We start from the raw sequence: 23,911 nt of genomic DNA, 5'->3' as shown, positions 1-23,911 counted from the left end.
GGGCAATTTGTCCCGCCTTTGCTCTTTTTACAATAAAGAGAAAGAAGGAATCATTTTGGAAAATCCAGAAATTCGTACATTATTAGACGAAATGACACAAAAAATTACTAGCTTCAGGAGGTCTCTTTGACTTAGACCAGTTAGAAGAAGACATTGCCGAGGCGGAAAATCGGATGGGAGAACCTGGTTTTTGGGACAACACAGAAACAGCTCAAAAGCTAATTAACGAAACCAATAGTTTGAAAGAAAAATATCAACAATTTCATCAGCTCTCTGAGGAACTTGACGAATTAACGGTAATGTTTGAATTACAACAAGAAGAATATGATGCAGAGATTCAAGAAGAATTGGAAGAAAGAATTCATCTCTTGCAAGAACGTTTAACAACGTATGAGCTATCCTTACTACTAAATGAGCCATATGATCATAATAACGCGCTCATTGAATTACATCCTGGTGCTGGTGGTACTGAATCACAAGACTGGGGAAGTATGCTTTTACGAATGTACACACGTTGGGCAGAAAGTCACGGCTTTCAAGTTGAAACGTTGGATTACCAAGCTGGAGATGAAGCCGGGATCAAAAGTGTCACCTTATTAATCAAAGGTTACAATGCTTATGGTTACCTTAAATCTGAAAAAGGTGTCCATCGTCTTGTGCGGATTTCGCCTTTTGATTCCGCTAAACGCCGTCATACTTCGTTTTGTTCAGTTGATGTAATGCCTGAACTAGACGATACAATAGAAATTGCGATTAATCCAGATGACTTAAAAATTGATACCTATCGAGCAAGTGGTGCCGGTGGTCAGCATATTAATAAAACAGAATCGGCTGTTCGAATCACACATATTCCAACAGGCACCGTTGTCGCAAGCCAAGCACAACGTTCTCAATTAAAAAACCGTGAGCAAGCAATGAGTATGTTAAAAGCCAAATTATATCAATTGGAAATGGAAAAGAAAGCCCAAGAAGCAGCAAGTTTACGTGGTGAACAAATGGAAATTGGCTGGGGCTCACAAATCCGTTCTTACGTGTTCCATCCGTATTCAATGGTCAAAGACCATCGGACAAATTACGAAACTGGCAATGTACAAGCTGTGATGGATGGAGACCTTGATGGTTTCATTGATGCCTACTTAAAACAGCGCTTAAGTTAAGCTCTTCATTAAATTGAAATAAAAATGTAACTTAATGCAAGAAGTTTGCAATATTGACATGTTATAATGAGTAGGATTGAAGAAAAAAGAGATGGAGAGAACGCCATGATTGAAATGAAAGATGTAATGAAGAAATATTCGAATGGTACAACAGCGATTCGGAATATTTCAGTAGAGATTGACCAAGGCGAGTTCGTCTATGTGGTTGGTCCCTCAGGTGCAGGGAAATCAACCTTTATTAGATTAATGTATCGTGAAGAAAAAGCAACAAAGGGCAATTTGACGGTTGCAGGTCATGATTTAATGAAAATAAAAAATAAAGAAGTTCCTTATTTACGTCGTGAAATCGGCATCGTTTTCCAAGACTATAAACTATTACCAAAGAAAACTGTGTATGAGAATGTGGCTTATGCGATGCAAGTTATTGGACGACGTCCTCGCGAAATCAAGAAACGCGTGATGGAAGTTTTAGATTTAGTCGGTCTAAAACATAAGGTACGTGTTTTTCCAAGCGAACTTTCTGGTGGGGAACAACAACGGGTGTCCATTGCACGAGCCATTGTAAATACACCAAAAGTTTTAATTGCCGATGAACCAACTGGAAACTTAGATCCAGAGAATTCATGGGAAATCATGAAATTGTTGGACCGGATTAACGCACAAGGAACAACAGTCGTGATGGCAACGCATAATAGTACAATTGTAAATACGATTCGTCACCGTGTTATTGCCATTGAAAATGGTCGCATTATCCGTGACCAAGTGGAAGGAGAATACGGCTACGATGATTAGAACATTCTTTTCTCATTTATTTGAAAGTATCAAAAGTTTAAAACGGAACGGTTGGATGACTGTTGCCTCAGCAAGTGCGGTTACAATTACATTAGTTTTAGTTGGTATTTTTATGGGCGTTATTTTTAATGCAACGAAACTTGCTGATGATGTCGAAAAAAACGTGACAGTGTCTGTTTTTGTCGATATTGGTACAAAACAAAATGAAATGAAAACATTAGAAAAACAACTTAAAGGATTAGACAATGTTGAAGATATTTCTTATTCAAACAAAGATCAACAATTGAAAAAAATCCAAGAACAAATGGGGGATGCCTGGAATCTTTTCGAAGGCGACAGTAACCCATTATACGATGTGTATTATGTCCGTGCGAAAACACCAGAAGACACGAAAGATATTGCGAAACAAGCAGCCAAATTCCCAAGTGTTTTTAAAGCTGATTACGGCGGTGTGAACTCAGACAAAATCTTTAAAATCGCTCAAACCGTTCGAACTTGGGGATTGGCAGCTGCTGCGTTACTTTTATTCGTTGCGGTGTTCTTAATTTCCAATACCATTCGGATTACGATTTTATCTCGTCAAAAAGAAATCCAAATTATGCGTCTTGTAGGAGCGAAAAACAGTTTCATTCGTTGGCCGTTCTTCTTAGAAGGGGCTTGGATTGGGTTGATTGGCGCAATCGTGCCAGTCATTATTATGACGTTAGGCTACCATCAAGTTTATAACATGTTCAACCCGCAGTTATTGCGTTCGAATTATTCATTAATTCGTCCAGAAGATTTTATTTGGAAAGTTAATCTATTAATGATTGCAACAGGAATGATTATTGGATCACTAGGTTCAGTTATTTCAATGCGTCGTTTCTTGAAGATATAAGATATAAAAGAAAAAGGCTTAATCCAATGGATTGAGCCTTTTTTTGACTTCTCGAGAAAAGCCACTATTTTTTTGAATAATTAACGAATTGATTGATAAGAAAAGTTGTTGCCAATCCTTTTCGCTAAGAGATTCATCTAAAATTTGGAATTTTTTCACGGAAGTAGGCAAGTCGAAAAAGGGATAATCTGAAATCACCAGGTCACAGTGTTTAAAGTTAGCAAATTCAAATTTTATTTTATCATTATTAAATGATTGTGTAATTTTAGAATGGATTTCTAAAATTACATTGAAATCTCGTGTATAATTAATCCCGATTAAAACGGGTGATGCTTCCGCAAATTTTAGATAGATGTGTGCGAAGAGCTCGACAATCCAAAAAATTTTTTCTGTATCTTGAAAATGACGAGAAAATTGTGTGTTTTGTTGTTTGTATTGATGGATAAAGTCTTGGATCTTTGCCTCTAACTCAGGATTATTAGACTGTGAAAAAGCATGTAAAGAAGTTGTTGGCTGATTAGAAACAAACAACTGAGTGTACATCAATAGTTTAAATAGCCAAAAGGTATAAAGTAATTGATTAGCATTATCCATTGTAATAGAAAAGCTAATGCAAAATTGAGTGAATAACTCAGTAACATAGTAATACTCGCTTACTTCACTTTTCTCTAAACAATAAAAGAGTTCAGTTACCGACTCAATGGTATCTAAATTTGCAATCGTCGTACGAGCCACAATATTAATAATAAAACGTTGCTCTTTACAAAGTGGTGTATCGGCTTGTGTAATATCAATTCCGTCATTGAGAAAGTAGGGAAGGTAAGGATAATTCCTGTAATCAATGTTAATATCCTCAATGCTAGAATAAGAAAAGCGATAGAGTGTGATTTTAATTAAAAAATTCAATTTTTCTTGAGAGGTTTTGTCTAATTGCTGTAAGATTTCTGGTCGAATAATTTTTTTTACAACAGATGGATAAAAAAAACTATTTCGTTTATTAATTAATGGTAAATTTAAAAAAATCGTCCAATAAAAATCTAAGAAAAAATAATGTAGTTGAAATTCCGTTCCTTGAATCACTCGTTCAGCAGAAGATGAAAAACTAATAGAAAGGCCATAAAGTTCTAATAACTGATTGAGATTGCGCATACGGGTATAAATATGTGAAGGGCTGTAGCTAGTAGCTTCACTAATCAAAGGAATAGAGGTATTGTCTTTGTGTAGAGAAGCTCTAAGTAAAATATAATCAGTAGAGTCTGTGCAGTATCGATTGAATAATAAATAATATTGTAAACCAAGATCAGGGGACTCTATCGAAATGTTTGTATTTCTTTTATAAATAATGAGCTGACTTTCTTTTATTTCACTAAAATCGGTTTGTAATTCTTGTAAACAAAGAGCAAGGTTTTTGGTGGAAATCTTAAAGTGTTCAGCTACTTCAATTGTAGTCACAGGTTGGTTTCGAATGATAAACAAAAAAATATCTAGTTTCTTAACAGATTTCTTCGGTAGAATATATGTTTTAATAGCATCATGTGTTTTTATAAAACTCACCTCAATTTTATCTTCAACCTGTTATTTTAATAAAAAAACGAAAAAAAAACCAGCAATAAACCTTACGTTCATTGAGGTAAGTACTAGGACAGAACAAAGTAAACATGTCTTCCTTTATCATAGTAAAATAAATTGTGTATATAGTTCAGTTGGGTTAACTGTGTACAACGCTTATTTTATAGAGGAGGAAAAGTGCATGAAAAAACTTATTCAAGTTTTAATGATTGCTTCTTTGGGAATTCAAACGCTAATGCCAACAATGGTCTATGCTGTTGAGACACCCGAGCAAGTAAGTACAACCAGTTCTTCATCTTTAGAAGAACAATCATCTTCAGTGGATAACACCAAGATTACTGAAGAACAGCAAAATCCAGAAGCTGGGTCAAGTAGCCAAGAATCAAGTGAAGTTATTCCCCAAAATACAGACACAGATTTAAAAGCAGAGAAACCAGCTACTGCCAATGATAAAAATGCTCCGCCATATGAGGAGAAAGTAGAAAATGAAAGGAAAGAACCGGTTCAACTGGATTATTCGATTCAAGGACCGAGTAAAAAAGTGTTAGCGGGAGAAACAGTGTATTTCAAAAACACTTTTCGCATTACAGGGCCCGAAACAATCGTCAAAGATGCACGCCTAGAAATCAGTTTAGAAGGTTTGAAAACAGAGATTGTTTTCTTCGATTCGTCACCAGAAGCATTAGCAAAATTAAGTATTGGTGGGGTCATTCCTAAATATGATGAGGATTCTAGACGTTTAATTTATTTATTTGAACGTATTACAGCTGGAAAGGCATATGAAACCTATATTCCAATTGGAACAAAAAACGGATTCATTAAAGAACACCGCGTAAAACTTGTTGGTAAGTTTTATATTGAAGGGCAAGAAGCCATTCACGAAGAATCTAACGGGGATATTATTGGGAATAATTCGATTGCTGTTAAAAAAACACATATATCCAAACCGCTTGTTGAAGGAGATGATATTCATTGGAAGATTGATATCACTGCTCCTAAAACAACAGGGATTCTGTATTTTCACCAAAATGGAACAATTAAAGTAACAGATAAATTACCAGCTAACTTAAACTATGTTTCATCTAAAGTAACTTATGATGGTCAGCAAATCACAGGAAGTTATGATATAAGTAGTCGAACAGTTACTTTTGAATTTCCAGCACCTAGTTATTTAGAACAAGAAGAAACTAAATCAAATGATAATTTATTAGAAAAGCTTTCCACAATTGAAATTGTGACGAATGTACCAGGTAAATTCAGTGGGACACGTGAATTCTCTAATGTGGCTAAACTTTCTGCAGTTGCTGCAACGGGTGATCCCTTAGATAAGGAATCTAATACACATACTGTCCCTGTAGTTGGAAGTGGCGGAACATCCAACAAACCTGCTGGATCTGGAGCTCCTATACATCGGCGAGCAACAGCTGCTAATACTTTGGCTAATGAGACAAAATATTTGGATGCAGAAGAACCATTAAATGTTTATCCAGGTGATAGTATTCGTTTTTCTAGTAATGTAAACTTTCATTCAGCAACAAGTGCAACACAAAGAATTGAATATATAAATAATATCTATAAACCAGACGGCAATAAATTAGAATTTAAAGACATAAGGATTGGGATGAGCCGTAGAAATAAAACAGATAATAATCGGGGACCATACGTGGCAGCTGAATTACGTATTCCAACATATGAATTTAGATTGACCGTCAATGGACAAGTCAGAAACTATGATGCTTTCCTCACTGATTTAATCAAAAACCAAGGTGTTTTAGATACAGAAGAATACGCTACTATTACTAGTGAAATGTTAGGTCTGACTCCTACAGATGTAATTACAGAAATTAAGTTCCAAGCTAAGAATTTAGAACCTATCACGTTGATTAATAGTTTCTATCATTTTAAAGTGAGAGAAACTGCAACGGGTGAAATAAAAAATAGAATGTATACTTCTTCGGCTGGAATTGATGGTAACAACAAACGTGTGACTAATAGTTACTCTTCAGAAGATCCAAAAGTATGGCATGGGCCAAGAATGTTGAACGTCGCAAATACATTTGGACAATCAGTATTAGTTGATAATTATATAGGATATAAAGAGATCGAACGTGGCGAAACAGTTAAAGCAGGCGAACAGTTCTTACGAGCAACCATTGTTACTGGAAAAAATCAACCTGCCTATGAAAACCCAGAATCCTATCTTTTATTACCTGTGGGTACAGTCTATGACTCGTCAAGAGAATTAATTTCACCAGAAGGACGCAAACTTTCTATCGAAGTTGTTTCTGATAATTACAATAATTCAGGACGTCAAATGCTCCGGTTAAATTGGGCAGGCAATGTTCAAGCTGGCAATAAAGTCATTGCTGACGTACCTGTAACTGTTTCAGATAAGTCACCAAATATCTTAGTGCCGAAAATTTTTACCTATGCTAAAAATAATAAGCTTAGCGTAACAGCTGGCGGTACAGGATCTACCCAATTAACTGACAATCAAGACTTGATGTCTGTAGATTATCCTGCAGATCATTCAAGAATTGAAAACAGTAATGAATACTATGTGAGAAACAAAAATAATTTAACCATTGAAAAAGCAATTAAAGCTTCTGATGATGCTGATTTCCAAATGTTTACAGGGGGCATGGTCAACCAAAAAGCACAATATCGTGTCAAAATCAGTAATGAAACAGGTAAAGATTTCCAAAATATTGCTGTGTTAGATGTTTTACCATCAATTGGCGATTTAGGAATTACGGATAATATTCAACGTGGTAGTCAATTTGAACCAATGTTAGCTGGTCCAATTAAAATTCCAGCGAGTTGGCAAGATGCGGTGACGGTTAGTTATAGTGAATCAAAAAATCCGAAACGTTCAAACATTCTTTATAACAAAGTGACACCAAACCATGGTTTAGCAGAGCCGAAAGATCCAGTTGATGCAGAAGATGCTTTCTGGGAAGAGAATCCTGCTGACTTTACTAAAATCCACAGTATCAGAATTGAATTAAAACCAGGGTATGAATTTGCAAATGGTCAAGATATTGATATTTATTATGATATTCAATTACCTAACCAAGAAACAGTCGAAAAATTAAATCTTGATTTTTCCCAAGAACCACAAAATAGAGCTGCTTGGAATTCAGCGGCAGTTGTAGCTGACGGCTTACCAGTTGTAGAGTCTTTAAAAGTTGGAGTTGCGTTAAATCCTTTACCAGGTAAATTAGAAGCAGAAAAATTTGTTTATAACCGTGAAGACGAAGACATTAATGGGAAAAGTATCAGCGTCGGTCAGACAGTCAAATACAAAATTGTTGCCAAAAATAGTGGTGCACCAAGCACAATTGTCAACGATGTAAAAGTACTAGATGAGATCCCAGAAGGGCTTATGTATAAGTCAGGAACACTGAAAGTCACTTATCCAGATGGACGAGTGGAACCATTAGAAGACAAGTATGTTCAAGGACAGTCATTGAAAACAGACTCTTTAGGTAGTTTATATGGTGGTCAGGAACTTTCGGTATCCTTTGAAGTGGAAGTAGCAAAAGGTGCTAAAGGAGATAAATCTAATATTGCAACGGTTGAAGGAACTACGCCACCGACAACCCCAGGTGAACCACATACACCAATTTCGGATGATGATAATAACAAAGTATCGATACCTGTTGTTTCAATTGAAAAATTTGTCGATGGTGTAAAAAGTAATCGAGCTTATGTTGGCGATACGATCACTTATTCTATACGAGTAAAACATGAAGAAGGTGGCGAATGGTACGGTCGTATTTTAGATACACTTTCAAAAGATGTTCTCTATGTACCAGGGTCAACAGAAATTTATTATAAAGGTACTACAAAAGTAGAGAAGTTAAGTGATGAATCTGTGTGGCAGGACAAACAATTTTCTTATAACGCACACTTAAATGAAGAGAATGATGAACTGTTCATCACATTTGAGGTTGAAATTTTAGACAGTGCCTTAGGGAAAAAAATTTTTAACAGCGCGATTTTAAAAGCACCAAGGGACGATTCAGATACTCCTGATGTAGTGACACCGCCTGTTACTACAGAAGTGTTGGAAACGCCAGGTAAATTAAAGGCAGAAAAAGGCGTCTACAAAGCGGATAAAGATATTAATGGTCAAAAAGTAAAAGTTGGCGATACGATTGAATATCGTATTTTGGTTACCAATACAGAAGACCCAACAACCATTGTGAATAACATTGTAGTAAAAGATTTGATTCCAGAAGGCTTACGTTATCAAAAAGGAAGCTTATCTGTGACGTATCCAGATGGAAAAACAGAAACATTGTCAGATGACTCTGTGGCTGGGCAACAGTTAACAACGAAGAATTTAGGGAAATTAAGAGGACAAGAATCAGTAGAAGTTCGTTTTGAAGTTTTAGTGCATCGAACAGCAACTGGTGAAAAAGTCAATATTGCTTCAGCAGAAGGAACCGTTCCTTCTGAGGATCCATCTATGCCAGATGAGCCGTTAACACCAGTGGAAGATTCAAAAGAAGTCGAAATTCCTGCTGAAATCGTCTTAAGAAAAACTGTTTTTGGTAAAGATGGCATCCAACATATAGATGCAACCAATGCTTATGTAGAAGATGAAATTTTATATCAAATTGAAGTAGAACACGTTCGAGGAACAGGACAATGGACTGGGACAATTCAAGATAAATTACCAGATTACCTTGAATATATTCCAGGATCAACGAAAGTCAATTCTGAAAAAACTGAAGATACCGTTTGGGATAATAATTTTTCTAAGTTGACGATTCCAAATGCTGTGTTAAATGAACGAGAGTCAAAACTTCTGATTACATTCCATGTACGTGTCGCAGAAGAAGGGCTTAATAAAGAAATCATCAACTTTGCTCAAGCAACGCCAGATGATCCTAATATACCACCTGTTGATGATCATGCCATTGTGCGCGTGAAACCTGCACCAGGACGTTTAGAAGCAGAAAAATCTGTGTATAAAAACGATCAAGATATTAACGGTCAAGATGTGTTAGTGAATGATCTACTTGAATATCGCATTACCGCAAAAAATCCTGAATCAGCAAATACAATTGTCAATAACGTGGTGATTAAAGACAATATTCCAGCTGATTTAATTTATGAAAAAGGGAGCTTGAAAGTAACATGGCCAGATGGCACTGAAAAAGCATTATCAGATGAACAAGTTACCGGACAAGAACTAGTTACAGAAAACTTAGGTAGCCTAAAAGGTCAAGAATCCTTAGTGATTTCTTTTAAAGTCAAAGTAGATAAAAAAGCTCGTGGCGAACGTGTCAATATTGCAACTGTTGAAGGAACACGCCCACCACTAGATCCAAATGATCCCAATGAACGTCCCCTACGACCAGAAAAGCCAACAACCAAAGTGAAAGTGCCAAGTGAAATTGAAGCCGTTAAGACGGTTGATGGTGTCAACAGTAATCAAGCCCGTGTTGGCGATAAACTAGTTTATCGCATTGAAGTTGGGCACAAAGAAAATACAGGTGAATGGACTGGTTCATGGCAAGGAGAAATCCAAGATATCTTGTCAGAACATGTGACTTATGTTCCAAGTTCAACGAAAGTCAATGGGAAAGCAATGGAAGATGAAAAACTGTTTCAAAATGCGCAATTAACCGTTTCCGATATTACCTTGAATAATGACGCACCGAAAGTCGTTGTTGAATTTGAAGTCACGGTCAATAAAAGTGGCTTAGGTCAGAAAATTGTTAATGTAGGGAAAGCTATTTCTAGCGATCCCAATACACCAGATATTGAAACACCACCAGTTGAAACAGAAATCTTACCAAGTCCTGGTCGTTTAGAAGCAGTGAAAGGTGCTTTCAACCAACAGGGTGAAGCCATCGACGGACAAGGAATTAAAGTGAATGACGTGATTGAATACCGGATTACTGCAAAAAATCCAGAAGCAGCACATACGATTGTTAACAATGTGGTGATTAAAGATAGTATTCCAGCTGATTTAATTTATGAAACTGGTAGTTTGAAAGTTACTTTACCAGACGGGACTGAAAAATTCTTGTTAGACGACCAAGTCAAAGGCCAAGAATTAGTGACTGAAAATCTTGGTAGTCTAAAAGGCCAAGAATCTTTAGTGATTTCCTTTAAGGTAAAAGTAGCGAAAGAAGCCAGTGGCGAACGCGTCAATATTGCAACTGTCGAAGGAACCACACCCGATCCAAACAAACCTGGTGCACCAGATGTTCCAGTAACCCCTGAAAAACCAATAACCAACGTCAAAGTACCAAGCGAAATTACTGGCAAAAAATTTGTTGATGAAGTAACGAATAATCAACGTTTTGTTGGTGATAGCTTAACTTATCGAATTGTTTATCAACATATCAAAGATACTGGACAATGGTTAGGAACGATTACGGATACTTTGCCAGCAAACGTTCGTTATCAACCTGAAACAACGACTGTGGATGGCAAAAAAGTTGAAGATACAGTTTGGCAAGGAGAAACACTACGTATTCCTGATGTTGTTTTAAACAATGAACAATCAAAAATTGTGGTGGAATTTAAAGTAACCATTCAAGAATCTGCCTTGGGAACCACGATTAAAAACCAAGCAACAGCCAAACCAACTGAAAATCCTAATTATCCAAATCAGCCAGAAGTACCAACCAATGAAGTCACAACCAAAGTGGTACCAAGTCCAGGAAAATTAGAAGCAAGTAAAGACGTCTTTAACCAAGCTGGCCAAGCCATTGTTGGAAAAGAAATTAGCGTCAATGATGTAATTGAGTACCGTATCACTGCAAAAAACGTAGAAGCAGCCCATACCATTGTCAATAATGTCGTAATTAAAGACAGCATTCCAGCTGATTTAATGTACGAAGCGGGTAGCTTGAAAGTGACGTTGCCAGATGGTACAGAAAAAGCCTTACCTGATGATCAGGTCAAAGGTCAAGAATTAGTCACCGAAAATCTGGGTAGTCTAAAAGGTCAAGAATCTTTAGTGATTTCCTTTAAAGTCAAAGTAGCAAAAGAAGCAAGTGGTCAGCGCGTCAATATTGCGACTGTCGAAGGAACCACACCAGATCCGAACAAACCTGGTGAACCAAATGTGCCAGTGACACCAGAAAAACCAACCACTAAAATTACGGTTCCAAGTCAAATTATTGGCGAAAAATTTGTTGACGACGTTCATGCAAATCAAAAGAATGTCGGCGATAAATTAACCTATCGTTTAGTGTACAAGCATGTGAAAGATACCGGTCAATGGGAAGGTGTCATTAAAGATACCTTACCGGCAAATGTTCGTTATCAAGCAGGAAGCACCAAAGTAGATGGAAAAGAAGTAGCAGATACCGTTTGGAATAAACAAGAGCTAACGATTCCAAATGTGTCATTAAATAACGAAAAAGACGAAGTTGTTGTAACATTTGAAGTTGTTCTCGAAGCAAGTGCTGTTGATACAACCATTAAAAACCAAGCAACAGCCAAGCCAACGGATAATCCTAATTATCCAAATCAGCCAGAAGTACCAACCAATGAAGTCACAACAAAAGTGGTACCAAGTCCAGGGAAACTGGAAGCAGCCAAAGAAGTATTCAATCAAGAAGGACAATCTATCAATGGCCGAAACGTTACAGTCGGTAGCGTGATTGAATACCGGATTACGGCTAAAAATCCAGAAGCAAGACATACGATTGTTAACAACGTTGTAGTTAAAGACAGTATTCCAACTGATCTACTCTACGAAAAAGGTAGTTTGAAAGTCACTTTACCAGATGGCACCGAAAAAGCTTTAGGAGACAAACAAGTTCAAGGGCAAGAATTAGTCACCGAAAAGCTTGGTAGCTTAAGAGGCCAAGAATCTTTAGTTGTTTCGTTTAAAGTGAAAGTCGGTAAAGCAGCCAATGGTGAACGGATTAATATTGCCACTGTTGTTGGAACAACGCCAACAGGAGATCCAGATCGTTCGACAGAGGAAACACCTTTAGAACCTGAAAAACCAAGTACCAAAGTCAAAGTTCCAAGCGAAGTAACTGTGAAGAAAACAGTTAATGCGACTAATAAAAACCGTGCCAACATTGGCGACACGTTAACGTACGAAATCGAAGTTGCCCATAAAGAAAATACGGGACGTTGGGAAGGAACTTGGTCAGGAAAAGTAGAAGATATGCTTTCTGAGCATGTCACGTATCAACCAAACAGTATTAAAGTTGATGGACAAGCAGTTGCTGACGAAGACGTTTGGAATGGCGGAAAAGTGGTTATTCCAAATGTGAAACTAGATAACGGCAAACCAAAACTAGTCATCACTTTTAAGGTCACAATCAATGAAAGTGCCTTGAACCAGACAATTGTTAACATTGCTAAAGGAATTTCTGATGATCCAAACGATCCAGAAATTGAATCACCACCTGTGACAACTGATGTTATTCCAAGTCCAGGAAAACTAGAAGCATCTAAATTTGTTTTAAACCAAGCACAAGCAGCCATTGACGGACAAACAATTACTGTTGGCGATGTCATTCAATATCAAATTAAAGTCAAAAATACCGAAGCGCCATACAGTATTGTCAATAACATTGTCGTAAAAGATGCCATTCCAGCTGATTTAACTTATCAAGCGGGTAGTTTAAAAGTGAAATTGCCTAATGGCGCTGAAAAACGCTTAGGGGATAGTCAAGTTAAGGGGCAACAATTGACAACAGAAAACTTAGGTAGTTTGAAAGGACAAGAAGAATTAGTTGTTTCTTTCGATGTAAAAGTCGATAAACAAGCCCGTGGTGAACGGATTAACATCGCTACCGTTGAAGGAACTACACCTGATCCTAATGAACCAGGAGCACCAGATCAACCACTTGAGCCAAAACATCCAGAAACCAATGTCTTTGTTCAAGAAGCTGGAAAAATTACTGCCGAAAAATTTGTTCGCAATGGTCAAGAAAAAGATACTCAAAGTAATCAAGCAAAAATTGGGGATGTCTTAACTTACACATTACGCTTCACTCATGTTCCAGGAACTGGCGAATGGGAAGGGGCTATCTATGATACGCTACCAGCTCACGTTCGCTACGTGAAAGGCTCAACTAAGATTAACGGCAAAGAATATCAAGACAATGTTTGGTCGAATAATCAACTAGGAATTGGTGAAGTAAAAATCAATCAAGATAATCCAGAATACATTGTGACCTTCAATGTAACAGTTGGAAAAACTGCCGAAACACAAATTGAAAATATTGCAGAAGCAGTGAGCAATAATACACCAAATGAGCCAATTTTAACAAATGAAGTTATAACTAAAATTGTCAAAGAAAACAAGAAAAAAATAGTTAAAACGAACAAACAAAACATTCAGTCACCAAAGGCACCGCAAATGACAAAACGTCCAATCGCTAAAAAAGCCTTGCCGAAAACAGGTAGTCAATCGGATATTCTTTTAATGAGCGTAGGAATGATTCTGTTAATCAGTGCGGGAAGCATCTATTTTGTAACAAGGAGGAAAGACAATGAAAAAAATCGCCACACTACTCCTCGCTAGTCTTTTGATTTTTTCTTTAAGTGGTTGTAAAGGAAAAGATAAGGAAAAAAGTGAGCAAAAGCAACAAACAACAGAAAAAGTGACCGAAAAGCAACGGGAAACAGTCACGAAAGAAAAAACAAATCCAGCAACGGTTACGATTGTGGGAGAAGACGAATCAAAATAGGTAAATAACAAAAACAACGACTTTCTTACGAAGAAAGTCGTTGTTTTTGTGTTTAAATGAAGATAGATAAAGAAACAATAGAATATATTTTTATAGAAAAATGTATCCACTTACAAAAAATAATGTATAATTAAATTATTCATTGTAATCACATAAAAGGAGGCTCTTATGTACAGTATAGGGTTAGATTTAGGGATTAGTAGCGTTGGTTGGTCAGTTATTGATGAAGAAACAGGGAAAATTGTGGACTTAGGTGTTCGCTTATTTAGTGCAAAAAATAGTGAGAAAAATTTAGAACGACGAACTAGTCGTGGTGCTCGTCGCTTAATACGAAGGAAAACAAATCGCTTAAAAGATGCGAAGAAATTACTTGAAGCGATTGGCTTTTATGAAGATAAGGCATTAAAAAATGTTTGCCCTTATCAATTAAGAGTAAAAGGTTTGACTGAGGGCTTAACCAAGGGAGAGCTTTACAAAGTTGTGCTTCATATTGTCAAAAAACGTGGGATTAGTTACTTGGATGAAGATGATGCTGAAGCCGCAAAAGAAAGCCAAGATTACAAAGAACAAGTCAGAAAAAATGATCAATTGTTAACAAAGTATACGCCTGGTCAAATTCAATTGCAGCGACTGAAAGAAAACAATCGAGTGAAAACAGGGATTAATGGTCAAGGTAATTATCAGTTAAATGTCTTTAAAGTTTCTGCTTATGCCGATGAATTGGCTACCATCTTGAAAACTCAACAGGCCTTGTATCCAAATGAATTAACAGATGATTGGATTGCGTTATTTGTGCAACCAGGTATTGCAGAGGATGCCGGGTTAATTTATCGAAAGCGTCCTTATTACCATGGGCCAGGAAATGAAGCCAATAATAGTCCTTATGGTCGTTGGTCTGATTTCCAAAAAACAGGGCAACCAGCAGCAAATATTTTTGATAAATTAATTGGCAAAGATTTTCAAGGAGAATTGAGAGCGAGTGGTTTAAGTTTATCTGCACAACAATATAATTTACTCAATGATTTAACTAATTTAAAAATTGATGGAGAACAACCACTTTCGCCTACACAAAAGGAATTCATTTTAACAGAACTAATGACGAAAGAATTTGCTCGTTTTGGTGTCAACGATATCGCTAAATTATTAGGTGTAAAAAAAGAGCAACTCAGCGGCTGGCGATTGGATAAAAAAGGTAAACCAGAAATTCATACATTAAAAGGCTATCGCAACTGGCGGAAAATTTTTGCGGAAGCAGGGATCGATTTGGCTACTTTACCAACAGAAACGATTGACTGTTTAGCGAAAGTGCTAACATTGAATACCGAACGCGAAGGGGTTGAAAACACATTAGCTTTTGAACTTCCTGAGTTAGCAGAACCGGTGAAGTCACTGGTTTTGGATCATTACAAAGAATTAAGTCAAAGTATTAGCACGCAAGCATGGCACCGTTTTTCTCTAAAAACGTTACACCTATTAATTCCAGAACTAATCAAATCCACATCGGAACAAAATACGCTCTTAGAACAGTTTCAGTTAAAAGCAGGTGTCAGAAAACGCTACAGTGATTATAAAAAGTTACCAACCAAAGAGGTTCTAGCAGAAATTTATAATCCTACAGTGAACAAAACAGTCAGTCAAGCCTTCAAAGTTATGGATGCTTTGTTGGAAAAATATGGCAAAGACCAAATCCATTATATTACCGTCGAAATGCCACGTGATGATAACGAAGAAGAAGAACGAAAACGGATAAAAGAGCTACAAACAAAGAATAGTCAACGAAAAAATGACAGTCAACAGTACTTTCTACAAAAGTCAGGTTGGAGTCAAGAAAAATTTCAAGCAACCATTCACAAAAATCGTCGTTTTTTAGCCAAATTGTTATACTACTATGAACAAGATGGGGTATGTGCCTATACAGGAAACCCTATTTCACCTGAATTATTAGTCAGTGATTCAACAGAAATTGACCATATTATTCCAATTTCGATAAGTCTAGATGATTCTATTAATAATAAAGTCTTGGTTTTAAGTCACGCGAATCAAGTCAAAGGACAACAAACACCTTATGATGCTTGGATGGCTGGCGCATTTAACAAGATTAATGGGAAATTTAGCAACTGGGATGAGTATCAAAAGTGGGTAGAAAGTCGTCCGTTCAGTCGTAAAAAAGCAAATAATTTATTGGAAACACGGAATATTTTTGACAGTGAACAAGTTCAAAAGTTTCTGTCACGAAATCTTAACGATACGCGTTACGCTAGTCGTTTGGTTTTAAATACGTTGCAAAGTTTTTTTGAAAATCAAGATACAATTGTTCGAGTGGTGAATGGCAGTTTTACTCATACATTGCGTAAAAAATGGGGTGCTGACTTAGATAAAACTCGTGAAACCCATCATCATCATGCCGTTGATGCGACACTTTGTGCAGTGACACCATTTGTGAAAGTCAGTCGTTATCACTATGCGGTCAACGAAGAAACTGGTGAAAAGTTCATGCGTGAAATTGATGTTGAAACTGGTGAAATTCTCGATGAAATTCCGTATAGAGAATACAAAAAAGCAAAACATTATGAACGAAAAACGTACCAAGTCAAATGGTCAAATTTTCGGGAACAATTAAAACCAATAACGATTCATCCAAAAATTAAATTTTCTCATCAAGTGGATCGCAAAGCTAATCGCAAACTCAGTGATGCAACCATTTACTCTGTTCGTGAAAAAACAGAAGTCAAAACACTAAAAAGTGGTAAAGAAAAAATAACGACAGATGAATATACCATCGGAAAAATTAAAGATATTTACACGGTAGATGGTTGGGAAGCATTTAAGAAAAAACAAGACAAACTATTAATGAAAGAGTTTGATGAAAAAACGTACGAATTATTAGTGACCATTGCAGCAACAACGCCAGATTTTCAAGAAGTGGAAGAAAAAAATGGCAAGGTGAAACGTGTGAAGCGCTCACCATTTGCTGTTTACTGCGAAGAAAATGGGATTCCAGCGATTCGAAAATATGCGAAAAAAAATAACGGTCCAGTTATCCGTAGCTTAAAATATTACGATGGCAAATTAAATAAACATATCAATATTACCAAAGACGAAAAAGGTCGACCAGTTGAACAAACCAAAAATGGTCGCAAAGTTACTTTACAAAGTCTAAAACCCTATCGTTACGATATTTATCAAGATTTAGAAACGAAGGCTTACTATACAGTGCAACTATATTATTCTGACTTGCGTTTTGTGGAAGGTGAGTATGGAATTACAGAAAAAGAATACATGAAGAAAGTCGCTGAGCAGACAAAGGGACAAGTCGTACGTTTCTGCTTCTCTTTACAAAAAAATGATGGTTTGGAAATCGAATGGAAAGATAGCCAACGCTATGATGTGCGTTTTTATAATTTCCAAAGTGCTAATAGCATTAACTTTAAAGGGTTAGAACAAGAAATGATACCAGCAGAAAATCAATTTAAGCAAAAACCTTATAATAATGGAGCCATCAATTTAAATATTGCTAAATATGGCAAAGAAGGCAAAAAGTTACGAAAATTCAATACAGATATTTTAGGAAAGAAACATCATCTATCTTATGAAAAAGAACCAAAGAATATTATTAAATAAAAAGGGAAAATAAAAAGAAAAGGGTTGCATGATTAGTGTTTTTGTAGTAATCTTTAATTGTAGTCGACGGACTACCGTGTTTGACGAAACACGTCTTTAATAATTTTACTGATAAGAAATTATTGAGAATCTACAAAAATAAGGCATTTTGCCGAATTTACCGCCCTACATATGTAGGGCGGTTTTTTTATAAAAAAGGAGGAAGCGTTGTTGGGATTTCGGACAGTTTTCGTTAAAAACGGAGAAAAGTTAAAAGTGAAATTAGATAATTTAGAAGTATTGAAAGAAGGACATACTTATATGATTCCTTTGGCAGATATAGAAAGCGTGATTTTAGAAGGGGATCAAACGGTTGTTACGACACGTTTGTTAGCAAAATTTGCTCAACATCACATTGATACAGTTATTTGTGATAATACCTTTATGCTTGCCGGTGTTTTTCTTGGTGTTGGTCAATACCATCGTAGTGCGAAACGCGCAATCTGGCAAAGCAATTGGACAGAAGAGCAAAAACAGTTGGCATGGTGTCACATTGTCACACAAAAAATTCAAAATCAGATCGCAGTTGCGAAATATTTAGGAACAGATGCCGAACGAATCGAGGTATTAGAAAAGCTCAGTGAAGGTATTTTACCAGGTGATACTACGAATCGTGAAGGTCATGTTGCAAAAGTTTATTTTAATTCATTATATGGCGTTGGGTTTACTCGTGAAGAGGAGTGTTTACCAAATGCATGTATGAATTATGGCTATGCGGTGATTCGGGCGCAAATGGCACGTTGCGTTGTAGCATTAGGTTTATTACCGATGTTAGGGATTTTTCATAAAAATGAATACAATTCGTTCAACTTAGTGGATGATTTAATGGAACCTTTTCGGCCATTGATGGATTGGTATATTCATCAAACCGTATTGAAAAATAAAGAAAAGTATTTAACTTATCATAGCCGTTTGACGTTGGTGGAGTTTTTACACCAAAAGATTAAAGTGAAGAATAAAAAAATCTATATGAACCAAGCGATGTCTGAGTATGTGGCTGCTTTTGTGAAAGCGATGGAAACAGCTGATTTTGAGAACGTTCAGAAAATTCATTTGGAAAATATGTTGGAGTGTGAGGGGAAGTGAGCTTAGGAATCGTGCGATTAATGTGTTTGTTTGATTTACCCTTTGAAACGAAACAAGAACAAAAAGAATACCGAATTTTTAGAAAACATTTGTTGGAAAATGGGTTTATTATGTTGCAGTATTCTATTTATTATCGAAGTTTGCCCAATCGTAGTGCGTTAAAAAAATACGAAGCGATTTTAAAGAGAAAAGTTCCACAAGGTGGCAATGTACGCTTGTTATATGTGTCGGAAACGCAGTTTCAAGATATGTTGTTATTGGCTGGTAGTCGAAGTTGTCAAGAAGAAGTGGTTGGTATTCGCCGATTGGTGGTGATTTAATGAAACAGATTCGTCTGGAATATCAATATCAACAATTTATTGAGTTTTCTTTAGAAGATTATTTATTTTTTTATGGAGGAGAAAATCAATGGCGTCGCAAAATATTACGAACACTTAAACGATTTGCGAAACAAAAAGCCTTAAATGATTTAGAGGAAACGGTTTATGGAGATAATGGGATTGAAATTTTTTTAGAAGAAAAAAAGGTAAAGGCTAAGGAAATGGATTTTTATTTTTTAGAAGACAATACCAGTATTTTTCAACAAATGGACTTCATAAAAAACACTTTACTTCATCAAGAATTACTTTGTTTACGGGATGATTTTGAGATTGCGATGCAGATGGAAAAATTAAATGATCAACTATTAAATTTAGAAAGTTTGATGAACGATAAGTTAAATCATTATTTAACGAATATTGAACCACATTTTTTAGAAATAAACTTTCAAGATTTATTAAAGCATCATTTGTCTTTAAACTATTTAGAGAACAGTCAGTCGCTACCTTTAGAAATGATGGATTCCGGAGAGTTATTGGACGAATTTATTTATCTATTGAAGCGAAGTATCTATCGAAAAGAACAGCCTGTTTGGGTAATTATTGTCAATCCTGAAAGTTTTTTGGAGACAAAGTCAATCCACTATTTATTTCAACAATTAAAAGAAATAGCACGGGAAACAAATCAGTTAAAGTTTTTTATTTTTAGTAATCGAAGTTTGCCTTTGGCTTATACAGAAGAAGATATTGAGAAAACGATTTTGTTATACGATCAGTACCAACAGTTGCCAGCCTTTGATATTTTTCGTCAAAGTATTGAGCGTCATTATCCCGATGAATTTGTTTGGACGAATCAGCAATTGGTTGATGCTTTTTATCGAGTCTGTCATTTTGTTGGTGATCAGTATACAAAAAATTATCTTTTACCTAGAGATATGATATTATTAAAATTGTTAAAAGAATTGTTAGATGACAATAGTGAGAGTGTCGAGACGTCGATGGGAAAGCTCACTGTGTTGGAAGAACAATATTTTCGTGAACGGTTATTGTGGAAAGAGTGAATCTGGGATTTTGACCGCGTAAAGTTATATTTTTTGTCAAAAAGCTTACTAATGAGATTTCAAATTTTAAATTTGAGGTTTTTGTACTCTCAATAATTTCTTATCAGTAAAACCATTAGGTCTGAAAATATCTTCAATTAAGTGTTTTTGTACTCTCAATAATTTCTTATCAGTAAAACTCAATTTGAGCATTTTTCAATCTAGCGGCTGTTTTTGTACTCTCAATAATTTCTTATCAGTAAAACTGTTTCCAGCAAAATACGCAGAAACATTAAGTTTTTGTACTCTCAATAATTTCTTATCAGTAAAACATGCAGTAAGTGATTTTAATTCTGGCCCTTGTTTTTGTACTCTCAATAATTTCTTATCAGTAAAACTTTAAGCGCATTTAACACCTCGCTGAACTTGTTTTTGTACTCTCAATAATTTCTTATCAGTAAAACGTTGTTGTATTTGTTATTTGTTGTTTAGTAGTTTTTGTACTCTCAATAATTTCTTATCAGTAAAACTGCATGTTCTATTGACGTCAAAATTTGTTTTGTTTTTGTACTCTCAATAATTTCTTATCAGTAAAACTGAGTTGGTAAAGATAAATCATATTCATCGGTTTTTGTACTCTCAATAATTTCTTATCAGTAAAACTGTAGGTTTGCTTTTTTGGGTTATGAAACAGTTTTTGTACTCCCAATAATCTTTTAAATAAAGCCATTCCCACTAAATTTCTAAATATATTCATCTTTCTAGCATAATTGTTTGTATCTGAAGCAACAGCCAAATTGGCTTCTTCAGATACTTTTTGTTATTTAATTTAAGAGTTTTCTCAGTTGTACCAACAAATTGATAACTTATAATTTTCAAGTCCTACATATAATGGTAAAATGGAATAGATTGAAATTAATTGGAGGAATAATGAATCGATGAAAAAAAGATTGCTATTATTTATTGGTTTGGCAAGTATACTTACTTTAACAGGATGTGCAAAATGGATTGATCGTGGTGAATCCATCACAGCGGTAGGCTCATCAGCTTTACAACCATTAGTAGAGACAGCGAGTGAGGAATATCAAAGCCAAAATCCGGGAAGATTTATTAATGTCCAAGGTGGCGGAAGCGGAACAGGTCTGAGTCAAGTCCAATCTGGCGCGGTAGACATTGGTAATTCTGATTTATTTGCGGAAGAGAAAAAGGGCATCAAAGCGGAAGACTTAATTGATCATAAAGTTGCTGTCGTTGGGATTACACCAATCGTTAATAAAAATGTCGGTGTCAAAGATATCTCAATGGAAAATTTAAAGAAAATCTTTTTAGGTGAAGTAACAAACTGGAAAGAACTTGGCGGAAAAGATCAAAAAATTGTTATTTTGAATAGAGCAGCTGGTAGTGGTACGCGTGCTACTTTTGAAAAGTGGGTCTTGGGAGATAAAACAGCCATTCGTGCGCAAGAACAAGATTCTAGCGGCATGGTTCGTTCCATTGTTTCTGATACACCAGGAGCGATTAGTTATACCGCATTTTCTTATGTTACTGATGAAGTAGCCACTTTAAGTATTGATGGTGTTCAGCCAACAGATGAAAATGTAATGAACAATAAATGGATTATTTGGTCTTATGAACACATGTACACTCGTAAAAATCCAAGTGATTTAACCAAAGAGTTTTTAGACTTTATGTTGTCAGATGATATCCAAGAACGTGTGATTGGTCAATTAGGGTATATTCCTGTTTCAAAAATGGAAATTGAACGGGATTGGCAAGGAAATGTCATTAAATAACTCTCTTAACACAAAATTTACAAACTTAACATAAAGTTTACATGTTATTAAAAACAAATTGATGTAAAAAAGGTACACTATTTTTATCTGTAAAAGTTGGATTGTTTGAGGAGGAAATATTCTTGGAAGATGTACAGAAAAAATTATTAACAAAATCGAAAAGAGCCAAGATGGAGCAACGAGGAAAATTTATTAGTTTCCTATGTATTGCCTTAATTGTAGCAGTGGTTGTTTCAATTTTCTATTTTGTTGCAAGTAAAGGACTTGCTACATTCTTTAAAGATAAGATTAACGTGTTTGATTTCTTATTTGGAACAAACTGGAACCCAAGTGATATCGGCGCAGACGGTAAACCCATGGTTGGAGCTTTACCAATGATTGCGGGTTCTTTTATTGTAACGTTTTTGTCAGCGATTGTTGCGACGCCATTTGCGATTGGAGCGGCTGTTTTTATGACAGAAATTTCACCTAAAAAAGGAGCGAAATTTTTACAACCAGTTATTGAATTACTTGTAGGGATTCCCTCTGTTGTTTATGGATTTATTGGTTTATCTGTCATTGTTCCTTTTGTCCGTTCAATCTTTGGCGGAACTGGCTTCGGTATTTTAGCTGGTACATTTGTGCTATTTGTCATGATTTTACCAACGGTTACTACGATGACCGTAGATGCGTTAAAAGCCGTGCCTAGACATTATCGTGAAGCGTCGTTGGCGCTTGGTGCTACGCGTTGGCAAACGATTTATAAAGTTGTCTTGCGGGCAGCTGTACCTGGTATTTTAACTGCGGTTGTCTTTGGTATGGCTCGTGCGTTTGGTGAAGCCTTAGCAATCCAAATGGTAATCGGAAATGCAGCTGTGATGCCAACTAGTTTGACAACACCAGCTTCGACACTAACAAGTATTTTGACAATGGGGATTGGGAATACAATTATGGGAACAGTTGAAAACAACGTTCTTTGGTCTTTAGCCTTGATTCTATTGTTGATGTCTTTACTATTCAACATTGTTATCCGAATTATCGGTAAGAGAGGAGCCTTAAAATAATGAATGCAAAAAAAGCAGATAAAATCGCAACAGGTATCTTATATGCCGTATCTGGCGTCATTGTTTTAATTTTGGCGGCCTTACTGATTTACATTTTAGCTAGAGGAATTCCACATATTTCGTGGGAATTTTTAACACAACCATCCAGAGCCTATCAAGTTGGTGGTGGGATTGGTATTCAGCTTTTCAACTCACTATATTTACTATTGATTACAATGATTATTAGTATTCCAATTTCATTGGGTGCTGGAATTTACTTATCGGAATATGCGAAAAAGAATTGGTTAACTGATTTAATTCGTACCTCGATTGAAATTTTAAGTTCATTGCCTTCAGTTGTTGTGGGGCTGTTCGGCTTCTTGATTTTTGTTGTACAAATCGGATATGGCTTTTCGATCTTATCTGGTGCGCTAGCATTAACATTTTTTAACTTACCATTATTGACTAGAAATGTTGAGGAATCCTTGAAAGCCATTCATTATACACAGCGTGAAGCGGGGTTAGCCTTAGGTCTTTCACGTTGGGAAACAGTTAAAAAAGTTATTTTGCCAGAAGCGTTACCAGGAATTTTGACAGGTGTTATTTTGAGTTCTGGTCGGATTTTCGGTGAAGCCGCTGCGCTAATTTATACAGCAGGACAAAGCGCACCTGCCTTAGATTTCAGTAATTGGAATCCATTGAGTGTTTCAAGTCCAATTAGTATTTTCCGTCAAGCGGAAACGTTGGCTGTGCATATTTGGAAAATTAATACCGAAGGAACGATGCCAGATGGCGCTGCGGTCTCAGCGGGAGCTTCTGCTGTGCTAATTTTAGTAGTTTTACTTTTCAATTTTGGCGCTCGTTTTATCGGCAACCGTCTTTATAAGAGAATGACATCAGCTTAATGTTAGG

The 23,911-nt window shown here is 36.0% G+C and carries 13 protein-coding genes and 1 CRISPR repeat array; of the genes, 12 read left to right on the top strand and 1 reads right to left on the bottom strand.

Annotation, left to right across the window (positions count from 1 at the left end; genetic code table 11):
* Positions 1–55: 55 nt before the first annotated feature.
* From prfB to ftsX, 3 genes are all read left to right on the top strand, one after another.
* Positions 56–1,157 (top strand): peptide chain release factor 2 gene (prfB, locus tag IGI87_RS08090; protein WP_111997025.1). Its coding sequence is split into 2 segments (ribosomal slippage): positions 56–127 and positions 129–1,157, totalling 1,101 coding nucleotides; the frame shifts between segments, so codons are not numbered across the junction.
* Between the two features lie 105 nt (positions 1,158–1,262).
* Entirely contained in the window at positions 1,263–1,949 is a 687-nt protein-coding gene (gene ftsE, locus IGI87_RS08085; protein ID WP_002361935.1) for a cell division ATP-binding protein FtsE, read from the top strand.
* Entirely contained in the window at positions 1,942–2,826 is an 885-nt protein-coding gene (gene ftsX / locus IGI87_RS08080; RefSeq protein ID WP_002360154.1) for a permease-like cell division protein FtsX, read from the top strand. The genes ftsE and ftsX overlap by 8 nt, the downstream gene beginning before the upstream one ends.
* 18 nt (positions 2,827–2,844) lie before the next feature.
* Here the strand turns inward: ftsX and IGI87_RS08075 are convergent, their stop codons facing one another.
* A complete protein-coding gene (locus IGI87_RS08075) occupies positions 2,845–4,380 on the bottom strand; it encodes a helix-turn-helix domain-containing protein (protein ID WP_438736597.1) in 1,536 nt (511 codons plus the stop codon).
* Positions 4,381–4,576: 196 nt separating this feature from the next.
* On the opposite strand from IGI87_RS08075, the gene IGI87_RS08070 reads away from it, so the two are divergent.
* The 9 genes from IGI87_RS08070 to pstA all read left to right on the top strand — a co-directional run bounded on the left by IGI87_RS08070 (position 4,577) and on the right by pstA (position 23,904).
* On the top strand, positions 4,577–13,915 hold the full coding sequence (locus tag IGI87_RS08070; protein ID WP_438736596.1) for an isopeptide-forming domain-containing fimbrial protein: 9,339 nt from the start codon (positions 4,577–4,579) through the stop codon (positions 13,913–13,915).
* A complete protein-coding gene (locus IGI87_RS08065; RefSeq protein WP_104854016.1) occupies positions 13,884–14,081 on the top strand; it encodes a hypothetical protein in 198 nt (65 codons plus the stop codon). Before IGI87_RS08070 ends, IGI87_RS08065 begins: the two co-directional genes overlap by 32 nt.
* A 168-nt stretch (positions 14,082–14,249) precedes the next feature.
* A complete protein-coding gene (gene cas9 / locus IGI87_RS08060) occupies positions 14,250–17,702 on the top strand; it encodes a type II CRISPR RNA-guided endonuclease Cas9 (RefSeq protein ID WP_438736595.1) in 3,453 nt (1,150 codons plus the stop codon).
* A 210-nt stretch (positions 17,703–17,912) separates the two neighbouring features.
* Positions 17,913–18,827, top strand: a complete 915-nt coding sequence (gene cas1, locus IGI87_RS08055) for a type II CRISPR-associated endonuclease Cas1 (protein ID WP_438736594.1) — start codon at positions 17,913–17,915, stop codon at positions 18,825–18,827.
* A gap of 20 nt (positions 18,828–18,847) precedes the next feature.
* Positions 18,848–19,147, top strand: a complete 300-nt coding sequence (cas2, locus tag IGI87_RS08050) for a CRISPR-associated endonuclease Cas2 (RefSeq protein WP_113794144.1) — start codon at positions 18,848–18,850, stop codon at positions 19,145–19,147.
* A complete protein-coding gene (gene csn2-St, locus IGI87_RS08045) occupies positions 19,147–20,205 on the top strand; it encodes a CRISPR-associated protein Csn2-St (RefSeq protein ID WP_438736593.1) in 1,059 nt (352 codons plus the stop codon). The genes cas2 and csn2-St overlap by 1 nt, the downstream gene beginning before the upstream one ends.
* Positions 20,206–20,282: 77 nt before the next feature.
* A CRISPR array of direct repeats spans positions 20,283–20,847; the repeat unit is 36 nt; unit sequence GTTTTTGTACTCTCAATAATTTCTTATCAGTAAAAC.
* Positions 20,848–21,122: 275 nt separating this feature from the next.
* Positions 21,123–21,977: a phosphate ABC transporter substrate-binding protein PstS gene (locus IGI87_RS08040; protein ID WP_002357298.1), complete on the top strand. Its 855-nt coding sequence runs from the start codon at positions 21,123–21,125 to the stop codon at positions 21,975–21,977.
* A 122-nt stretch (positions 21,978–22,099) separates the two neighbouring features.
* Positions 22,100–23,020: a phosphate ABC transporter permease subunit PstC gene (gene pstC, locus IGI87_RS08035; protein ID WP_002357299.1), complete on the top strand. Its 921-nt coding sequence runs from the start codon at positions 22,100–22,102 to the stop codon at positions 23,018–23,020.
* Entirely contained in the window at positions 23,020–23,904 is an 885-nt protein-coding gene (gene pstA, locus IGI87_RS08030; protein WP_002357300.1) for a phosphate ABC transporter permease PstA, read from the top strand. The genes pstC and pstA overlap by 1 nt, the downstream gene beginning before the upstream one ends.
* Positions 23,905–23,911 lie beyond the last annotated feature (7 nt).

The organism is Enterococcus sp. DIV1444a (assembly GCF_051712125.1).
Lineage (GTDB): Bacteria > Bacillota > Bacilli > Lactobacillales > Enterococcaceae > Enterococcus > Enterococcus faecalis.
This window is presented reverse-complemented; position numbering and strand designations above follow the sequence as displayed.